Annotated in this window: 22 protein-coding genes; 14 read left to right on the plus strand and 8 right to left on the minus strand. The window is 58.9% G+C overall.

The window, feature by feature from the left end; translation table 11 throughout:
* Positions 1–363 precede the first annotated feature (363 nt).
* The 10 genes from M3P36_RS09205 (at position 364) to M3P36_RS09250 (ending at position 8,745) form a co-directional block, all read left to right on the plus strand.
* The gene (locus M3P36_RS09205; RefSeq protein ID WP_249702965.1) at positions 364–852 is read left to right on the plus strand and encodes a hypothetical protein; all 489 of its coding nucleotides are present in this window, start codon (positions 364–366) and stop codon (positions 850–852) included.
* A complete protein-coding gene (locus M3P36_RS09210; RefSeq protein ID WP_249702966.1) occupies positions 849–1,454 on the plus strand; it encodes a FapB/FapC family functional amyloid domain-containing protein in 606 nt (201 codons plus the stop codon). Before M3P36_RS09205 ends, M3P36_RS09210 begins: the two co-directional genes overlap by 4 nt.
* Before the next feature lie 21 nt (positions 1,455–1,475).
* Positions 1,476–2,501: a FapB/FapC family functional amyloid domain-containing protein gene (locus M3P36_RS09215; RefSeq protein WP_249702967.1), complete on the plus strand. Its 1,026-nt coding sequence runs from the start codon at positions 1,476–1,478 to the stop codon at positions 2,499–2,501.
* A 192-nt stretch (positions 2,502–2,693) separates the two neighbouring features.
* Entirely contained in the window at positions 2,694–3,395 is a 702-nt protein-coding gene (locus tag M3P36_RS09220) for a C39 family peptidase (protein ID WP_249702968.1), read from the plus strand.
* Positions 3,396–3,406: 11 nt separating this feature from the next.
* Entirely contained in the window at positions 3,407–4,252 is an 846-nt protein-coding gene (locus M3P36_RS09225; RefSeq protein WP_249702969.1) for a hypothetical protein, read from the plus strand.
* Positions 4,253–4,287: 35 nt separating this feature from the next.
* A complete protein-coding gene (locus M3P36_RS09230) occupies positions 4,288–4,878 on the plus strand; it encodes a peptidoglycan-binding domain-containing protein (protein ID WP_249702970.1) in 591 nt (196 codons plus the stop codon).
* Between the two features lie 11 nt (positions 4,879–4,889).
* A complete protein-coding gene (locus tag M3P36_RS09235) occupies positions 4,890–6,284 on the plus strand; it encodes a transporter family protein (protein ID WP_249702971.1) in 1,395 nt (464 codons plus the stop codon).
* A gap of 127 nt (positions 6,285–6,411) precedes the next feature.
* Positions 6,412–6,951 (plus strand): GNAT family N-acetyltransferase, encoded by a 540-nt coding sequence (locus M3P36_RS09240; protein WP_249702972.1) that lies wholly within the window; start codon positions 6,412–6,414, stop codon positions 6,949–6,951.
* A gap of 268 nt (positions 6,952–7,219) precedes the next feature.
* Positions 7,220–7,702: an Hsp20/alpha crystallin family protein gene (locus M3P36_RS09245; RefSeq protein WP_249702973.1), complete on the plus strand. Its 483-nt coding sequence runs from the start codon at positions 7,220–7,222 to the stop codon at positions 7,700–7,702.
* 248 nt (positions 7,703–7,950) lie between these two features.
* Positions 7,951–8,745, plus strand: a complete 795-nt coding sequence (locus M3P36_RS09250; protein WP_249702974.1) for a universal stress protein — start codon at positions 7,951–7,953, stop codon at positions 8,743–8,745.
* Between the two features lie 78 nt (positions 8,746–8,823).
* On the opposite strand, the gene M3P36_RS09255 is transcribed toward M3P36_RS09250, so the two are convergent.
* From M3P36_RS09255 to M3P36_RS09265, 3 genes are all read right to left on the minus strand, one after another.
* Positions 8,824–9,474: a BON domain-containing protein gene (locus tag M3P36_RS09255; protein ID WP_249702975.1), complete on the minus strand. Its 651-nt coding sequence runs from the start codon at positions 9,472–9,474 to the stop codon at positions 8,824–8,826.
* A gap of 127 nt (positions 9,475–9,601) precedes the next feature.
* Positions 9,602–10,270 (minus strand): response regulator transcription factor, encoded by a 669-nt coding sequence (locus M3P36_RS09260; RefSeq protein ID WP_249702976.1) that lies wholly within the window; start codon positions 10,268–10,270, stop codon positions 9,602–9,604.
* Positions 10,260–12,161, minus strand: a complete 1,902-nt coding sequence (locus tag M3P36_RS09265) for a PAS domain-containing sensor histidine kinase (protein ID WP_249702977.1) — start codon at positions 12,159–12,161, stop codon at positions 10,260–10,262. The genes M3P36_RS09260 and M3P36_RS09265 overlap by 11 nt, the downstream gene beginning before the upstream one ends.
* A 194-nt stretch (positions 12,162–12,355) precedes the next feature.
* Between M3P36_RS09265 and M3P36_RS09270 the strand changes: the two genes are divergently transcribed.
* Complete coding sequence (locus tag M3P36_RS09270) at positions 12,356–12,937, plus strand: CC0125/CC1285 family lipoprotein (protein WP_502798374.1); 582 nt, start codon at positions 12,356–12,358, stop codon at positions 12,935–12,937.
* Positions 12,938–12,982: 45 nt separating this feature from the next.
* Here the strand turns inward: M3P36_RS09270 and M3P36_RS09275 are convergent, their stop codons facing one another.
* The 3 genes from M3P36_RS09275 to M3P36_RS09280 form a co-directional block, all read right to left on the minus strand.
* A complete protein-coding gene (locus tag M3P36_RS09275) occupies positions 12,983–13,654 on the minus strand; it encodes a phosphoribosyltransferase (protein ID WP_249702979.1) in 672 nt (223 codons plus the stop codon).
* Positions 13,651–13,980, minus strand: coding sequence for an erythromycin esterase family protein (locus M3P36_RS15330; protein WP_502798375.1), 330 nt, complete (start codon positions 13,978–13,980; stop codon positions 13,651–13,653). Before M3P36_RS15330 ends, M3P36_RS09275 begins: the two co-directional genes overlap by 4 nt.
* 274 nt (positions 13,981–14,254) lie before the next feature.
* Positions 14,255–14,401, minus strand: a complete 147-nt coding sequence (locus M3P36_RS09280; protein WP_249702980.1) for a hypothetical protein — start codon at positions 14,399–14,401, stop codon at positions 14,255–14,257.
* Positions 14,402–14,605: 204 nt separating this feature from the next.
* On the opposite strand from M3P36_RS09280, the gene M3P36_RS15260 reads away from it, so the two are divergent.
* The 3 genes from M3P36_RS15260 (at position 14,606) to M3P36_RS09295 (ending at position 16,617) form a co-directional block, all read left to right on the plus strand.
* Positions 14,606–15,391, plus strand: a complete 786-nt coding sequence (locus tag M3P36_RS15260) for a Crp/Fnr family transcriptional regulator (protein WP_249702981.1) — start codon at positions 14,606–14,608, stop codon at positions 15,389–15,391.
* The gene (locus M3P36_RS09290) at positions 15,375–15,932 is read left to right on the plus strand and encodes a hypothetical protein (protein ID WP_249702982.1); all 558 of its coding nucleotides are present in this window, start codon (positions 15,375–15,377) and stop codon (positions 15,930–15,932) included. The genes M3P36_RS15260 and M3P36_RS09290 overlap by 17 nt, the downstream gene beginning before the upstream one ends.
* A gap of 307 nt (positions 15,933–16,239) precedes the next feature.
* Positions 16,240–16,617 carry a response regulator gene (locus tag M3P36_RS09295; RefSeq protein ID WP_249702983.1) on the plus strand — a complete coding sequence of 126 codons (378 nt, stop codon included), beginning with the start codon at positions 16,240–16,242 and terminating at the stop codon, positions 16,615–16,617.
* 150 nt (positions 16,618–16,767) lie between these two features.
* On the opposite strand, the gene M3P36_RS09300 is transcribed toward M3P36_RS09295, so the two are convergent.
* Both M3P36_RS09300 and M3P36_RS09305 read right to left on the minus strand, forming a co-directional pair.
* Positions 16,768–17,205: a baeRF12 domain-containing protein gene (locus M3P36_RS09300; protein WP_249702984.1), complete on the minus strand. Its 438-nt coding sequence runs from the start codon at positions 17,203–17,205 to the stop codon at positions 16,768–16,770.
* A gap of 76 nt (positions 17,206–17,281) precedes the next feature.
* Positions 17,282–17,743 carry a CBS domain-containing protein gene (locus M3P36_RS09305; protein WP_249702985.1) on the minus strand — a complete coding sequence of 154 codons (462 nt, stop codon included), beginning with the start codon at positions 17,741–17,743 and terminating at the stop codon, positions 17,282–17,284.
* Positions 17,744–17,763 lie beyond the last annotated feature (20 nt).

Consider the following 17,763-nt stretch of genomic DNA (forward strand, 5'->3'; position numbering starts at 1 on the left):
ACGGTTCTCTTCGGGCGGTCGCCCACGCCCTCGGTTTGCCGCATCGATCGGCAACAAACCCTTCAAAACTCGCCATTCCGCTTCGCTCAGATCACCCCGGCTCAAGCCCGCCTCCAAAAGGAAGCCTTGATTCAATCGCCGAGTCTCGCGTCAACAAATTTGTCCACGCCGCCTAGTCAGAAATGACTAGTGATAACAAACTACTGATAGCAGTTATCGACAGAGTTATCTACGGACATTCCACAATAGTTAAAAATTCGTGAACACGCGAATTTCCTGACTGCAGCTGAGATCGAATGCAACTGTAAGCGACTGTCGCGGCCGTTTCGCTTTCGTCATCCCAGCCCGTCAGGGAGATTTGCCATGCAATTGCGGAAATCAGCGTCATTCCAGGCCTATCTGCTGCTTACCTGCCTGGTCCTGGCGGCGATTGTGCCGACAGTCGCACTCGCCAACGGCGATCCTTCGGCCAGCGATGCTCTGCCCGAGGACGGGGTGATCATCTACTCGCGCGATGTTCGCCACTATATAGGGGATCGCTATTTCCTCAGAGACAGCCAGTCGGCGGTTACTGCCCCGGTCCATCTTATCGTCAACACAATCGCCCTTGGGCTTGAACCGCTGACAGATTCCGAAAGTTCGGCCATCCTGGCGCCCCTCTCCGCGCAAAGCATGATTGATCCTTCGTTTGCGGTGGCTTCCGAAATGCCTGACGCGAGTGGCGGTTCGGCCAACCTGATTGCGACTACCAGCTCGGTTTCCTCTACGGCCATCTCCACGATAAGCGGCGCGATGCAGTCGCTTTCGGGCGCGCTGGAAAGCCTGTCGGTCCTGTCGGGAGGCGGACAATGAACCGGCGGATATCCTTCGTTGCAGCAGCGACGGTGCTTGTTGCCGGAGGCGTGATCGCCCAGGCGCAGGACACGTCAGAAGCGGACGACCTTGTGACGGTCGGATCGGGAGACGGATCAGGCAATGTCGGCAGGCTTGCCATCAACCTCGCAGCAGGGGACCAGAATCAGCAGCTGTCGAGTGCCACCCTGGCGATCGGGGATGTTGCGGCAGTCGGCGAAGGAGCCATCCAGCGCGCTTCGTCGGATCGCGGTGACCGTGCGGCCCACATTCACATCGCCGACGATGCCTTTTCCGACAACTCGGGAATTATCAGCCTTAACATTACTGCCGGTCGGCAGAACCAGTCAGCCAACCTGGCTGCATTCGCAATCGGACAATCGGGCGCTTTGACGGACCAGTTCCTGGAGCAATCGCGCGCGCCCGTCGAACCGCCAGGGGGCATGGAGACAAATGCCGCTGCACCGAATGACACCGTTGAAATCAGTGACGATGCCTTCGGCCAGAGCAGCGGCCTGTTCCAGGCCAACCTGATCGGTGGCGAGAGGAATTCCTCTGCCAACACCTTCTCGCTGACGGTTTCAGCGGGTGGACAACCCTGAGTGAAAACAAGGAGAATTGAGATGAAAAAGCTTCTGCTTTCGACCGCTGCTGCTTCGGCGTTGCTGACCAACCCGGCTTTCGCCCAAGGAAACGGTCCCGTCGATGTCGATGTCGACCTCGAATACAACAACACGATCGATACGAGCATCGAGACTGATGTCACGTACTGGAAGCAGGTCGGTCTCTTCGGTGGCGCCTTTTTGAGGGGTGTCATTGACGTGGACAGTTCGGCGGTGGCCATCACCGATGCCAAGCAACTCCAGCAGGGTGTCTCGGTTACCTATCGTGAGGAAAACGAACTGAATGGCGAGAACGGCTATGTCGATGCGGTGTTCGGCCCCGGCTGGAGTGAGGCAGGCAACGATCCGAACGACGACCTGATCGACGGCACGCTCGAAGGTCAGATTCGTGTCGGCTACTTCGCTCCGATCGTGAACACCGTGGACACCTTCGATCTCGATTCTTCGGGCAACACCGGAATCAACCTGGCCGCCGGCTATTTCAATATGCAGATGAATTCGGCAGCGCTGGCGACCTCCAGCAACGCCGACGACGAAGCACTGGGTGGCTGGGCTGAAGCATCGACCACTTCGTTCCAGTCGCTTCTGGGTGTGTCGCAACTCGGCGCTCCGGGAGACGTGCTCGACCAGGATGAACCAGGCCAGGGTGGTGGATCGAACAACTTCCGCGACCGCAACTCGGTTCTCGGCGGAACGGTCAGCGGATCGGGCAACATTGGTGTCAATGCGGCGGCGGGCAGCCTGAACCAGCAGTCCAACCTGATGACGCTGGCCGTGGCCAACGACTCTACGCTGGCCGAGGCCAATGCCGGGCTGATCCAGGCATCGACGCTCAGCTTCGTGGAACAGCAGGACAGCCAGAATCTGGTGACCGGGCTTGTGATCGACGGCGCCTCGGGCAACGTCGGCGTCAACTTCGCCGCAGGTACTGGCAATCAGCAGCTCAACTCCCTGACGATCGCTTCGTCTGCCGGAACCGCTCCCAGCAATGGCGGCGGCAATGGCGGAGGCGGCGACCCGAGCTGATCGGTATCGGTCCGTCAGCTTCCGCCGCCACGACCCGGCGGCCGGAACCCGGCGGCAGATCGGCGTCCCAACCGACGGTCGGCCAACCGGGAGGAGGGAGAGCAAACCAGCTCTCCCTCCGACCGGCAGGTGCCACCGCAAAATCACGAGAGACGAATGATCACACGGTTCCCCTGTCCAGCGAAAAACGCAATGGCGCTGAAGGCTGCCATGGTGGCAGCTATGCTGGTGACGGGATGCACCACGAGCCCGGCGGGGCAGCCTGTTCCCTTGTGGCTCGGCGCGGTTTCTACCAACGGGCCGATCGTGCCGGTAGCGGTGACCAGCTGGAAGGACCGCAAGTTCGAGAATCTGGTGCGACAGCAGACCGATTTCAGCTGCGGTGCCGCGGTCATGGCCACCATCTTCAATTTCGCTTTCGGTCGGGACACGACCGAGCAGCAAGTGCTGGTCAACATGCTGCGGATCGCGGATCCCGATATCGTGCGGCAGAGGGGCTTCTCCCTGCTCGACATGAAGACCTATGCCCAGTCCGTCGGCTACCAGGCAGATGGCTACCGGGTCGATTATGCCACGCTCGAAGCGCTGGAAGTGCCATCAATCGCGCTGCTCGACATCCGTGGATACAAGCACTTCGTCATCGTCCGGCGCGCCTGGGCCGGTCACATCGCCATCGGTGATCCCGCTTTGGGCAACCGCACCATGAGCCGCAGCGAATTCGAAGCGGCCTGGAACCAGATCATCTTCGTCGTAGCAGGCGAGGGCTACGCGCCCGACAACGTTCTGCTGCAACCACCGGAGCCGCTTTCCGCCGGTCGCCTGCTCGACCTGCACGCATCGATGCCAGGAGCGGAAGTCGTCGAATTCGGCTTCGGGCCCCGCTTCTCGTTTTGAAGGAGATTGTCATGAACAATAGTCACCTCTCGACCGCCTCGGCTCGGCGCGGTGCGTTGACCGGCAAGACGATGGCTGTTGTCCTGTTGGCCGGTTCTGCCATCCCTGCATCCGCGCACATGCCCGACCTTTCTGCCCTTTCGGGCGCGGCCCGGGTAGCCGACGATGAACTGTCCGAAATGCACGGCAAGTTCATCACGCCCAAGTCGGTCTCCTATTTCGGGATCACCATGCTTTCCAGTTGGCAGGATGCAAGCGGCGTAACCACGTTGGCCAACCTGGTTTTCAGTGTCGATTTCCTGCCCGGCGGCAACGGCAATCCGGTTCCGCAATTGATGATCGCGTGGTCTCGCGAAGGCGATCCGGCGATGGACGTGACTGACACCCACGAAGGCTATTTCCCCTATATTCCGGCGCAGGACGTTCTCGGGGTGGGAGCTCTGGAGACCTTTGCCGGTGCCGCACAGGCGAACGTCATTGCAGGTGCCGACAATCGCACCCTCAATGGCATGCAGGTGATGATCGTCCCATCCTCGGTCGTGCCTGCCATGACGCAGCGGGGCATGACCTCCGCTACCGGTCCGGTTGACCTGGTGTTTGCCGACGGAGATGAGCTGCACTTCCGGATGGCCGACAACCAGATCGGTATCGTGATGATCGGTAATGGCGGGCTCGACAGCAGCAGCCAGCTTGCGGGCGGAGACATCGGCCAGTTGCTGCAGCAGTCGATCCTGAACAGCGACAACAATGCCATCGAGAACCGCGCCTCGGTGATCTTCGGCGTGGATGCGCTGCAGAACGTGCAGATCGTCCGGGCCCAGGAAGCGCTCAGCGCGATGAAGGGGCACGGCTTCTGAATTGCGGCAAATTTCCTGGTTGGGAGGAAAGTCGAATGAACAAGTTATTGCCCGTTTTCGCCTGCTTTGCCGTGTTCGGCATGTCGCCAGCTATCGCGCAGGAAGAGACGCAGCAGTTTGCAGTTGAAGGGGCTGGCATGCTGACTTGCGAGCGCTTCATCGCTGCCCGCAGCGATAGCGCCTCGCTCGATTATCAACGGATGATCGGTTTTGTCGAAGGCTATCTCACCGCAGCGAACCTGTATGAGCCGAACACCTTTGATCTGACGCCGTGGCACAATGCCGTGGCATTCGACATGATCCTTGAACATCATTGCGTGCAGCATCCGGCAGACCGGCTGGTCAGCGTGACCCAGCGTCTGGTGGTAGGCTTCAGGCCGCTGCGCGTGGCGCAATTTTCGCCATTGCTCGAGGTGGGCGACGGGCAGAACCGCGCCTTTGTGTACGAGACGATCCTGCGCCGGGCGCAGGCTGCGCTCCAAATCCGCGGGCTCTATTCCGGGCCCGAGGATGGCCAGTTCACCGCAGCGCTCCGCCAGGCATTTGTGGCCTTCCAGAGCGAAAAGGGCCTGTCCCAGACCGGCGTGCCCGATCCCGCGACTTTGTGGAATCTGCTCAACCCCTGACAACAAGGATCATGGCCATGCGTCACATTTTTCATTCCAATTGCGCCCTTGTTGCCGTTACGGCGACTGCCCTGTTTCTTTCTGGCGAAGCCGTTGCAAAGGATGGCATCCAAGAATTCTCCGCTGAAGATGAGCAGGTTGAACTCGACCATCTGCGGCAGGAAGTGGGTACCCTACATCAACGCGAGATGGTGTATTTGCTTCGGCTGGAACAGCTCGAAGAGCGCCTGGCAGCCCTGGAGCAGGGAATCTCTGCGCAGATAGCTCCGATCAATCCCGACGAGGCTGGAGGTTTGCGGGGCGCCTATATCGCTCCGCAGACGCTGGCGGTTCCGGACGATCTTTCGCTGGCCCTCTTCCGACGGGAGGATATTGCCCAGGAATTCGGTCGATTGGCCCAAAGTGATCCCCTTGCGACCACGGATCCAGGCGAGGGCGAGCGCCGGACGCCTGCCCCGACCGAAGCCGTTGTCGCAGTTTCCGAGGAGCAGCAGGGGCGGTTTGGAAGCCGTTTCGGTCTCGATCTAGGCCTGGGCTATTCGCACTTCGACAATGCCCGGATTTCGCTCAACGGCTTCCTGGCGCTCGACGCGATCTTCCTGGGAACGATCAGCATCGATCAGATCAGGTCCGATATCTTCACTTTCGACCCGACCCTGCGCTTTGGCTTCTCCGACCGCCTGTTTATCGACGCGAACCTGCCTCTCCTCTACCGTTCGTCGAATTTCCTGTCGGGCGGGGCGGGTGGCTCTGCCTCGGCGCTGGTCGAACAGACGGTCCGCGATCAAGGTATAGGGGACCTCAGTTTGGGGGCGAGTTACCGCCTAGCAGCGGAAACGTCGAGTTGGCCGGATACGGTGATCAATGCTCGCGTGAAATTCCCTACGGGGAGGCATCCCTTCGGCGTGGAATTTGTCGAAGTGGCCAACAGCGAAGGCAACCTGCAGGTGCCGGAAAGCCTGGCCACAGGCAGCGGGGTCTACGGTGCATCGCTCGGCGTATCCATGCTCAAGACCCTCGATCCGATGGTCGTGTTTGGCAACGTCACCTATTTCCACAATTTCGCGGACCACTTTGACGACATCGACGAGAACCAGGGCGATATCCCTGGCCGGGTTGAGATCGGCAATGCATGGCAATTCGGCGCCGGGCTGGCCTTTGCGCTCAACGACAGGTCGAGCATCTCGATGTCCTACAGTCAGCGCATCGTCGAGCGCACACGTCTTACGCCGGACGGACAGGACGAGCGCCCGGTTGTGGGCAGCCAGGCCAATGTCGGTATCGTAAATCTCGGCGCGACCTTCTCGCTGGGTGAACGGCTGGCGCTGGTGACAAATGTCGGCATCGGCCTGACGGACGATAGCCCTGATATGTCTGTCGGGTTCCGTATCCCGTACCGGTTCTAATTGAACCTCTCTCCAGGTGGGCGGTCAGTTCCTAGAACTTGCTGCCATCAGGTTATCTACGGATGGCCCGCCGCTGGGGCGCGGGCCAGTCTTGCCAAAATTGCTTCGGGCAGGATGGGGCAGGCGCATGCAATTGGTGATTGATCGGACTATGGCAGAACCCAATCCACCACAACTGCAAACGCGGAATGGTCTGGTCCTGCGACTTCGCGCCGTGACGATGCCCGATCGGCCATTTGTCGACGAGTTTTACGCCCAGCTCACTATCAGGGATTTCCGCTTCCGCCTTGTCGCCGGATTGAAGGCGGTCAATCCACATCAGATTATTGGCAGGATCGAAATGGATCACCGTCACGCGGAACATCTGCTGGCTTTCGATCCGGCCGTTGGCAAACTCGTCGGGAGCGTCATCATCCTGGCGGACCACGGGCTTGCAAATGCCGAGGCAGCTGTCGTGGTAGTTCCACAATTCAGGGGGGAGGGCATTGGCTGGAGCCTGCTTCGCCATGCCGCAGACCTGGCGCGCGAACGCGGGCTGAGCAGCCTGCGTTCGATTGAAACTCTGGAGGATCACGAACCGTTGGAAATTGCTCGCACTTCGGGTTTCCAGGCGATGCCCTATGACGCCGACCCGACACTCATGATGTTAGAGGCAACGCTCGCCTGAATGGCGGCGACGGCCCTTCGTTTCTGTCCTGGCAAGGATATCAAGGGTGCAGGCGATCCCGGGGGGTCTGGGTGGGGGGACTAAGTCCGTTCGAGATCGCCTGCAGTTCAACAATGGCGGCACGGCGGCATCGAAATAACCCGTAAATCTCCGGATCAATCGCTTCCGTAACTTTCCCAATCCCGGACCTCCGGGATGCGGCCTACTTCGATTGACACGCCGGGCTGCCGCAGGTTTCGGCGTGTCCAGATTTGAGGAGAACATTGCGATGAACGAGCAAGCAACACTGCCGGTACAAAGCGCGCGTGAGCATGGCTTGCCGGCCGTATTCGGACGGCTGCGCGAGGAGATCGACCAGCTGTTCGACGATTTCAGCTTTTCCCGCCCCGTCCGGAATATTTTCCAGATGTCTGGCGCCCTGGATTTCAGCCCTGTGGCAGAGATGAAGGACCGCAAGGACCACTATGAACTCGCGGTCGAACTTCCGGGGATGGAAGAAAAGGATATCGATATCGAATTCGGCGACGGTGTCCTGGCGATTTCCGGGGAGAAGCGGGCTGAGAGCGAAGAGAAGTCCGGCGACTACCTCGTCAGCGAGCGCAGCTATGGCGCTTTCCGGCGCAGGTTAACCTTGCCGGCGGATGCCGATCCGGATGCAATCGAAGCCAAGTATCGGCACGGGGTGTTGCAGATCAGGGTCAAGAAGGACCAGCAGGCGGTCAACCGGGTGCGCAAGATCGCGGTCGGCTGAGCCACGATCCGGCGGATTTCCGGCATGGCCAGCGTCCCTCCTTCCGAACCGGACCGGATCGAACCCCAGGAGCCCCCGGGAGTCGATCCGGTGCCGGTCGAACCGCAGCCGGAATCCCCGCCGGAAGAATTGCCGCCACGGCCCGAAGAGCCTTATCGGGCGCCGGATGAATATCCCCAGCCTGAAGAAAATCTATTGGCATTCCCGCAGGCGGAATTGTCACGCGACGAACCAAACAGGAGCGCCTTATGAAGAACATTTTGTTGCTCATCCATGACGACCGAGGCCAAGAGTCCCGTTTGCAGGTCGCTCTGGACGTGACCCGTGCGCTTGGCGGACATCTCGAGTGCCTCGACGTCTTGACCTTGCCACTGATTGTTTCCGGATATTATTCCGCAGGATCTGAGGCAGTGATGATCGCGGCAGAGCGTGAACGGGAGTCCGCCATTCGCGCAAGCCTGGAAAACCGTCTCGCGAAAGAGGATGTCACCTGGTCGATGGGAGAGACTTACGGCACCTTTGTAGAGGCCCTCACCCGCGCGTCGGACTTTGCAGACTTGATCGTCGTCTCTGCCCGTACTGAGGCACGAGAGGAAGACCGGCCGCGCCTTGAAAGCTTGCCTCTCAGAGCCGTTCGACCGATCCTCGCGGTCCCGCCGGGATGCCTCGGACTAGATATCGATGGTTGCGCACTCGTTGCTTGGGATGGGTCTCGGCCGTGCAGTGAAGCCGTGCGGGCTGCGGTTCCCTTGCTTCAACGCGCCAGGCAGGTGGTTCTGCTGGAAGTCAACCAACCGCGAGGTGCATTGGCGATGGCCGAAGTTGCTACATACCTTTCGCGCCACGGCATTTCCACGGAACTGGTCGAACGGACCACTACCGGAATGGTTGCCGACACCATCCTCGATCAGGCGAGACATTGCAGCGCCGAATTCATCGTGATGGGTGCGTATGGCAAGCCGCGTGCTGCCGAAGCGGTGTTTGGCGGTGTTACCCGCACGATGTTGCTCGAAGCGCAAGTGCCCCTGCTGCTGGCGCACTGACACTTTTGGAAGCCAACCGGATGAAAAGGGGCCCGCCGGAAAGACCAGTCCGGCGGGGCTTTTGTGTCTTCCTGCCAGTCAGCTGACGAGGATGCGGTCTTCCACTTGGGTCACGCCAGGCGCAGACCAGGCAGCATCTTCGGCCAGCTTACGCTCGTGCCAGGCCTTTACCTTGCCACCCAGCGTCACCTTATTGCCGCTGGTGGTGATGGTCACAGTGGCCGCGTCGAGCCCGGCTTGCCGTTCGAACGCATCCTTGATGCGCTTGCGAATGTCGATGGCACTGGCCCGGTTCCGGATGGTCAAGTTGTTCGACACGCCGACCACGCCCGAAACCTTGCCGGCAGCCTTGGTTGCCTCATCGCTCTGGAAATTCCACTCGACGTCGCCGGTAAGGCTGACCCAGCCCTTTTCCACCTTCACCACGATGTGCTCTTCGGGAATGAGGATATTGTATTTGAACAGGTCGAGGATGCGCTTGGCGATTTCGTGGTCGGCAGTCTTCGCGTCGGACGCGTAGCGGACGTTGAGTTCTTCGGCGATCGCCTTGACACCCGCTACCCGCTTCGCCGCACGTTCGGCGGCAATTTTCTCGGCGTAGCTTTTCACATAGCCGTTGAGCGCCACCACGCCATCGACCACCGATACGCCGATGTCAGCGTGGTCGACGCTGGGATCCCATTCGAGTTCATCGAGCACATCGCGCTGCAGTTCACTGTCGGTTTTCATTGCCTGTCTCCGATGCAAGAGTAAACGGCAGGCATCTCGTCCGAATGCGGTCGAATCCACCTGCGCAAGTCTTTTTGCGCGCCGCCGTGCCTGGGCGGGATGCGGTATTGTCCGGAGTTGTAGGGGACTATGTCCTGATCTGGGGGCGCAGGAGGGTATGCTCTTCCAGCCATCGCTGTTCTGAACCAAGTCCGGCCGCAAAAGCAATCCGCAATGCGTCGGCAAAATTACTGACCTGGAGTTTTTCCATCGCGTTGGCGCGATAGACTTCCACAGTCCGAGCGCTGATGCCAAGGTCATAGGCAATCGTTTTGTTTGGATAGCCGCAAGCCAGCCCGTCCAGCACCTCGCGCTCGCGTTCTGTGAGGTGGGCGATTTGCCCCTTCGCCCATTGCTCGCGACTGCGCCGTCCCTCACAGTCGGCAAGACTGTCGAAAGCGGCTTGTACCGCATCGAGGACATTTTGGCGGTCGGCCGGCTTTTCCAGAAAGTCGATCGCGCCCCCCTGAATCGCTTTCACCGCCATGGAAATATCGCCGTGACCCGAAAGCACGATGACCGGGAAGTTGTATCCCAGCCGATGCATTTCGCGCTGGAGTTCAAGCCCGTCCATTCCTGGCATGCGAACGTCGATCAGGGCGCAGGAAGGTTCTAACCTGTCCGCCCCTTTGAGGAATGCGGTCGCATCTTCCCAGCGGCTGACCTTGTAGCCCGCAGTTGACAGCATAAAGTCGAGCGATCGCCGGATCGCCTCTTCGTCGTCGACCACATGCACAAGCTTGGGCTCAGTCTCCATCGTCGAACTCCTCGCCAGGTTCGGGCAGGATGAAATGGAAGGTGGCACCCCCGGCAGAGCCATTTTCGTGCCAAAGCTTGCCGCCATGTGCCTCGACAATGTTGCGGCATATAGCGAGACCCAGGCCCATTCCATCGGACTTGGTCGTCGAGAACGGATCGAACAGGCGGGCAATCCTGGTTTCAGGGACTCCTGGTCCGTTGTCGATGATTGAAAAGCGCACCGACTTCTCTTGCTGAATAACCGCTACTTCGACCGCGCCGCCGCTACCAATCGCATCAATCGCGTTGCGCACGAGGTTCACGATGACTTGCTGGATCTGGATCCTGTCGACCAGGATGTTCTCCAACGCCTCGGCTTGACTCACAAAGCACATGACGTTGCGGTATTTGGCTCCGGTTGCCGCCAGTGCGACGGCTTCGCGCGCCAGGTCCCCGGGGTGCTCGAAAGTCCTGTCCAGTTCTCCGCGGGACACAAAGATGCGCAGTCGCTTGACGATTGCACCGGCCCTCAGCGCTTCCCGCCCAGCTTCCTCCAGCGCCAGGCTGGCACGTTCAAGCGCTTCCCTGCTGCCCTCTTTGATCAACTCGGCAGAAGTCTGGACGATATTGCCCACCGCCATCAGGGGCTGGTTCAGTTCATGAGCAATCGCAGTGGCCAGTGTTCCCATTTCGTTGATGCGGGCGAAATGTGCCAACTCCCGCTGGAGATCCTCTAAGTGCGCCTCTGCCTTTTCCGTTTCGGACAGGTCGTGAAGGAATCCGGTGAACATACGTCGGCCGCCGCCATAGGCCTCGCCTATGCGCAAAGTGTGAGGAAAAACTGTCCCGTCCTTACGTAATCCCAAGACGCGCCGGTTGCCGCCCATTATCCTGGCCACGCCCGACTGCAGATACCTGGCAAGATAGGCATTGTGCTGCTCGCGATCGGGGGAGGGCATCAGCATAGACACGTTGCGGCCAATAACCTCGTTGCGGGAATAGCCGAACATTGCCTCGGCAGTGCTGCTAAACGACAGGATAATGCCGCATTCGTCGATGACGATCATGGCATCCGGAACGGTTTCCAGGATGGACCGCAGCAGGACTGTGCTGGCTTCGAGCGAGCGGGTCTGGGTATCTTCTTTTGTCATATCGCGGACGATCTTACCGAAGCCGCCAGGAAGCTGGCCATCGCGGACAAGACGGGTGATTGTTACGTCGGCGAAAAAGCGGCTTCCATCCTTGCGTGCTTTCCAGCTCCGGCCTCGATAGAAACCGTTCCTGCGGGCGATTTCCAGCTGCATCGCGGGTAAACCGTGCACACGTTCGGCGTTGTCGATCATGAAGTCGAACGGCTGGCCAAGCACTTCGGCGTCGCTCCAGCCGAAAAGCCGCTCCGCTCCGCTATTCCAGATCGTCACCTTGCCATCGTCATCCAGCATGCACAGTGCGAAATTCTCGGCAATGTCGATGAAGAGGGATAACTCCTCCTCAATTATGAGAGAGGTCATCCTGCGTTCGAGATCGGAGGTGAGAACCTCGGTTACGAATAGCAGACCTTGCACTTCGCCCGCCTTGTCGTGCCAGGGGACCATGCTCCAGCGCACCCAGTCGACCGAGCCGTCGATGCGTTCGAGCCTGTCGAGGTCCTTGGAAAGGGATTCCCCCTCCAAAGCCCGGCGGTGAAGTGCCTTTGCCTCTTCGTCCAGTTCGGGAAATATGTCGTAGTGCGAACGGCCAACGAGATTGTCTTCGCCGAGCCTGTAGTCCGACATCCACCGGCGGCTACAGGCTATGTAGTGCATTTCGCGATCGAACAGAGCGATTGCTGCCGGAACCTGGTCGAGCAGGGACCAGAGCAGTTCGTTGTCCGGTAAACCGGCCAACAAGGTCTGTCCGCGATTGGTCATGGCAACGCTTGGATGTCCCCCTCCGCAGCAGTTAAATCACGGGATTAAAAGAGATCTGGTATTCGTAGATTCACGGAGACATTGCAAAAGGTCGCGCCCGCCATGCCTTTGACCTGGGAGATTTACCGATATCCCCCCGCAATCCTCGATTGCACTAGATCGATTAAGTTCGGTAATGCATTGGGCTGGGTCAAATGTCACACATTCAATCAAAATTCCTTGCCGCCGTCCTCGTGTTGGCAGTCGTCGGCTGCGCGCATCCCACGCCCTATCAGCCGCTGGGATCCAGATCGGAGGGCAGCGGTGGTTATTCCGATGAGCGGGTGGCGCAGGGACACTACCGCGTGGCATTCCGGGGAAATTCGCTAACCTCACGCGAAACGGTCGAAGCTTACCTGCTCTACCGGGCGGCCGAACTGATGGTCAGCGAAGGTTATGACTGGTTCGTCGTAATCGATCGCGAGGTTGAACACACGGTCACGCGGGAAGTACGACGCGATCCGCTTTACCGCCCGTGGTTCGGACCTGCATACAGCACGTGGCAGCCTTACTGGCGGTATTACCTGCGAGGGCAAGGATGGGTCGTATGGGACCCCTACCACGCCGATCCGTTCTGGGCGGACCGCGTCGACGAACGTCGGGTCGAGCAATTTGAGTCCAGCGCGGAGATCAGGGCAGGCCGCGGAGTGGCGCCAGCCGGCAACGGTCAGGTCTTCGTCGCTCGTGACGTTCTGGAGGAAATCGGACCACGAGTCGTCCGGCCCTCGCATGGCTGAAGAATTGGCATGAGGTCGCCAAACCGGCGTGTAAAACGCGGATTCTCAGTCGTTGGCTGCTTCGCGCTTTTCCGCCGCCGCAAGCAGGTCGATGACTTCCCGGTCGTTCACCTGGCGGAAATCACGGTAATGATGCCCCACGGTGTAGAATGGCTGGGGTATGGCCAACACGACTAAGTCGTCACACAGGGGGCGAAGTTTTTCGAGAGTGTCAGGAGGCGCGACAGGGACGGCGAGGATGAGCCGCCCGGGGTCGTGCCGCCGTATTGCGCGCAAAGCGGCCGTTACCGTGGACCCGGTTGCAACCCCGTCGTCGACCAAAATGACCGTCCGTTCGCCAAGCTGCGGAATCCTCTTTTCGCCGATATAGGCATGTCGGCGGCGCTCCAGTTCGATCAGCTGCCGGCCGGCCTCTTCTTTGACGTAATCCGGAGCGGGGGCGACAATCCGCATGGCGTCTTCGTTGAACACAACCTGCGGATCGTCTCCGTCGATCACGGCGCCGATGGCGAATTTCGGATGGCCGGGCGCGCCCAGCTTGCGCACCATTACCAATCCCAGTTCGGCATCAAGTGCCCGGGCGATCTCGTAGCCGACCGGGACGCCGCCACGGGGTAGGGCAAGCACTATCGGGTCGCTGTCTCGCAGATGGCCAAGGCGCGTGGCCAGCTGGCATCCGGCGCTTCTGCGATCGGCAAGGGGTGACAAGGTATTCATACGACCGTTTCCTGTTTCGCGGGCAGATGGGCTCCGAACCATCTTGTGGCATGCCAGATGACCTGCATCATCGCGCCAGGCGCCTCAAACAGATGTCGGCACCCGGAACGATGACGATTTCGTGCGGACCGTGCAGCTGGCTTGCGAACGCTCGATTGAATTCGATCACACGCAGATCGTTTGCTCCTTCGATCAACTGGGTGGGAGACGCGATTGTCTTCCGCCAGCCCTTCGTTGTGATGACGGAGCCAGTCGACGAATTCTAGTACTTCGCTGTTCCACCACATCCCGGTCGAAGCATGCCCAAGCTCTGCAGTGCGCGACATTGGGCGAACTCCTTGTCCCTCAGACTACGTCCGGGGTGGAGCAACGCATTCGGTAATCTTACGGATGAAGGTCCGATACTCGCCAACGGGCGCCGGTCTGCAACCATCCGGGATGTGCGGGTTAAGGAAGCCCTGCGCAGCCTTCATGGACGCATGGTGAAGCGCATTGCATCAGGAATGCAAAACGCAAAATCCCCCCCCACGATAAATGACGAGCTCGCGGAAGTTCGCGCCATATAAAGCTCTAAGAAAAATCAACATATGGACATTAATTCTATCTTTCCTGAAACAGAGATACAATGCTTTTGTGCAAAATATCGGCAGCATCTAAAGATATTTTTCCATCGTCAACAAATAAATTCAACAAATTATCAAGCTTATCTAAAAATAATTCCATATCTATTTCATGTATCTTCGTCATGCTGATTCTTCTTTTGAAAACAAAATCGAGGTGCGCTCCATCTTTGATCAAGCAGTGATCTTCTCTGCTCCTAATTTTTCCCAAGGGCGACGGACTCTATCGTCATGCTAGATGATCGGAGGATAATGTCTGTTCGCGGGCGCACAGTGTTCTAGGCAAGGGAACAAGGTGCGTGCTATCAGGCTGTCTAGACCGCGCCATGAAGTGAACAGCGTATTGCCAGATCACGAGCCTGGATTACCGACCTGCGGCAACGCACTTCTCGACATAGTTGGTAGGAATCACCCATTCTCGCGCGATTTCGAAAAAAACAAAGTAAGAATGCGCAAGCATGAGCAGATCATTTTTGGTCCTGGCCGGGACAAAAACGTTTATTTCCCGATCGATTGCCTGTTTTCACTGAGGTGTACGATCAAGAGCGGGTATACGGCGGAGTTCAGCCAAATCGGCAAGGAAGGTATTGTCGGGATCAATTCGCTATTCGGCGATTGTTCGGCCGCAAGTGAGGCGATCGCTTTGACGTCCGGGAATGCCTACCGGATTGGTTCTTCGTTTGTCGAAGCGGCGTTCGAGGGTTCGACAGACTTTCGGCGCGCCATACTTACCTATATGGAAGGACAGATGCGCGAATCTGCGCAACGCATCATCTGCAACAAGCAACACTCGATTACCGAGCAGGTCTGCCGAACCTTGCTAATGGCATCAGATCGTTTGGGCAATCAGACACTGGATCTAACGCACGACCAGCTTGCGATTGCGATCGGTTGCCGAAGGGAGGCCGTGAGCATTTCTGCGGGCAAGCTGCAAAGTGACGGTGTGATCCGGTACGGGTATGGCAAGATCACGATTACCGATCGGGCCGCGCTCGAATATCGCAGTTGCGAGTGTTATCCGGTTATCCGCGAAGTATTCGCAAAATTCTTGGCGGCCGAGGAATCTGACAGGTTTCCTGAGATGAATGCGGGATTTGGATATGGCCGAAAAGCTTGACGAGATACTGAAGCAAATGGCTGGGATGGCGGTCGACATCGATCTGCTGAAGAAGAGCCATGTCGATCTCAATGCCACCTACATTAACACCCTCAAAGCTCTCACCGAGATGACCGCCCATTCCTCCGACGCGGCTCAGAAGGCGGCCAGGTCGGCGGAAAACGCGGCGATGGCGGCAAAAGGATGCGCCGATGCTGCACGAGAAGCGGCTAGCATCCCTTTAACAAGATCAGCGGAAGCCGCGGCAGAAGCTGCAAATGCCTCGGCCCGTGCGGCCATCGAAGCAGCCGCCGCCGCCGCTGCCGCCGCCGCCGCTGCCGCGCTGGCCGTGGCCACCCATGCCGAAGATGCTTCAATGCAAGCGGCAAGCGTGGCGTCCAATGCAACCCGTTTAGCTACGCAGGCGGCTGCAGAAGCCGTCGCGATGTCCAACCTTGCTGCAAAGTTTGCCCACAATGCGCGCCAGGATGATTCCAAATTATCAAAGAAGGACTTGCCGGCGCGGAAACCGGAAAAACCTGCGGGACCCTCTGGCCCGTGATCCTTCAGGGATCATGTTTTGGGGGTCACCGCAGGCCTCTGCCAATCTGTCATCGCGCAATCTCGGGCCGAGACCATGCCTTGTGAACAGGTCTAAAACGACAATGCCGCTCCTGACTGGCAACAAAAAATTACGCTCCGCAGCCCAACCAGAAAACCCGTAGATCTCCGGAGCTGTACCGCGCCGGGTAATCGTCGGTCGACGGTTTCCTGGATGTAGCCAACATTTCTCATCAGGACATTTGCGGAGCGCTCCGCATGCTGGTGCGCGTCATTCTGTGCATGCAAATGACACGGGGTAATGATTCATGCCGCATGCGCTCATCATCGACGACAACATTGCCATCAGCCGAGCGATCCGGAGTTATCTGGAGCCGCTGGGATTTGAGACCTGTGATCAAACCCGAAACAAGCAGCAGGCGCTTGATGCTGCCGCACGGCGCAAGCCTGACATAATTGTCATCGGCGATGACATTGAAACCGGCTCGGCAATCGATGCCGCACGCCGCATATCCTGTGGCGAGGCTATTCCGGTCCTTATGGTCAGCGGCGATCCGACCCGAGCATCGAAGGTCCTCCAGCAAGCCAGCAGTTATGATGGTCCGTTTCATCTCAATCAGATCGAGGAGGCGGTCGAAGTGGCCCTGTCGCACCGCTCAATCCTCCATCGACCACCTGTCGCCTGAGATAAATCTTTGCGCCGCGCCTTTCAGGATGTGCGGTTGCACGATGGATAGGACAAATCAGCCTCCACCAAGTCTGGACAGGTTTGCAGTGGCCCACCGCGAATTCCGGTGCAGGTCGCCAGACGACAAATCCTCGCGGATCTCCGAAATTCAGAGCATCATCAGGCGCTGCGCAATTTGCGGTACAGGCAGGTGGGTGAAGTCCTTGTCTACCTCGGCTATCACCTTGGCTCGGACCCGGTCCGAATATTCGCTGCGCAGGATACCCAGTGCCCGGGGCGCAGCGGCGATGATGATGTCACCCGCTTCGGCTTGGGTGAGGCTATCGAGGGCTTTGGCGACCGAGGCAACGAACCGTATCTCTTCGCTGACATGGGGATCGCCTTCATCATAACTGCTGCGTGCAGGCGAGCCGCTCGAGAACGTGGTTCCAGGTGCGTCCGAAGACAGTTCCCGGCTAGGCAGGCTTTCGTTTTGCCTGTGTTCGATGACCTGGAGGTCGGGGAGGACCGCGTCGGCAACGTTTCGCAGCAGAAGCATGCGTGCTCCATCCACGACCAGAATGATTGTATCATGGGGCAATTTCATGCTCGATCCCCTTTGGTGCTAATGAAAAGAGGGGCAATCGTTTGGTCGACATCGCATTGTAGCGCACACATGACCCTCAGGAATGATGCGCCGAAACCGCACGCAGGGTTTCTGCTGCGAGGGACGCAGGAGCCTTTGCGGCCACATCGCCGAGTGACAGCATCCCGACCATCCGCCGGTGTTCGTCCATGACAGGCAAGCGGCGGATTTGCTTGCGTTCCATCAGGCGCACGGCGTCATCCAGTTCTTCGTTCGTGGTACAGTAGGTGACAGGCTGGCTCATCACGTCGCGCGCAGTCAGGTGCAGCGGGTCGCTAAGGCAGCCGAAGCCGCGCACCACAATGTCGCGATCGGTGACCATGCCGATAATCCTGTCGTCTTCGCCTACAGGCAAGGCGCCGATATTTTCCCTGTCCATCCTCGCAGCGACATCGAAAAGCGGTGCGTCGGGATCAATCCAGATTGCTCCAACGTGCATGACTTCGCTAACTTTCACGACTGGTCTCCTGCTGATCAAGAATATGGGCGTTCCTGTCATTACAGTATGAAGCGACGCAT

This window comes from Altererythrobacter sp. KTW20L, from assembly GCF_023501975.1.
Classification (GTDB): Bacteria; Pseudomonadota; Alphaproteobacteria; order Sphingomonadales; family Sphingomonadaceae; genus Alteraurantiacibacter.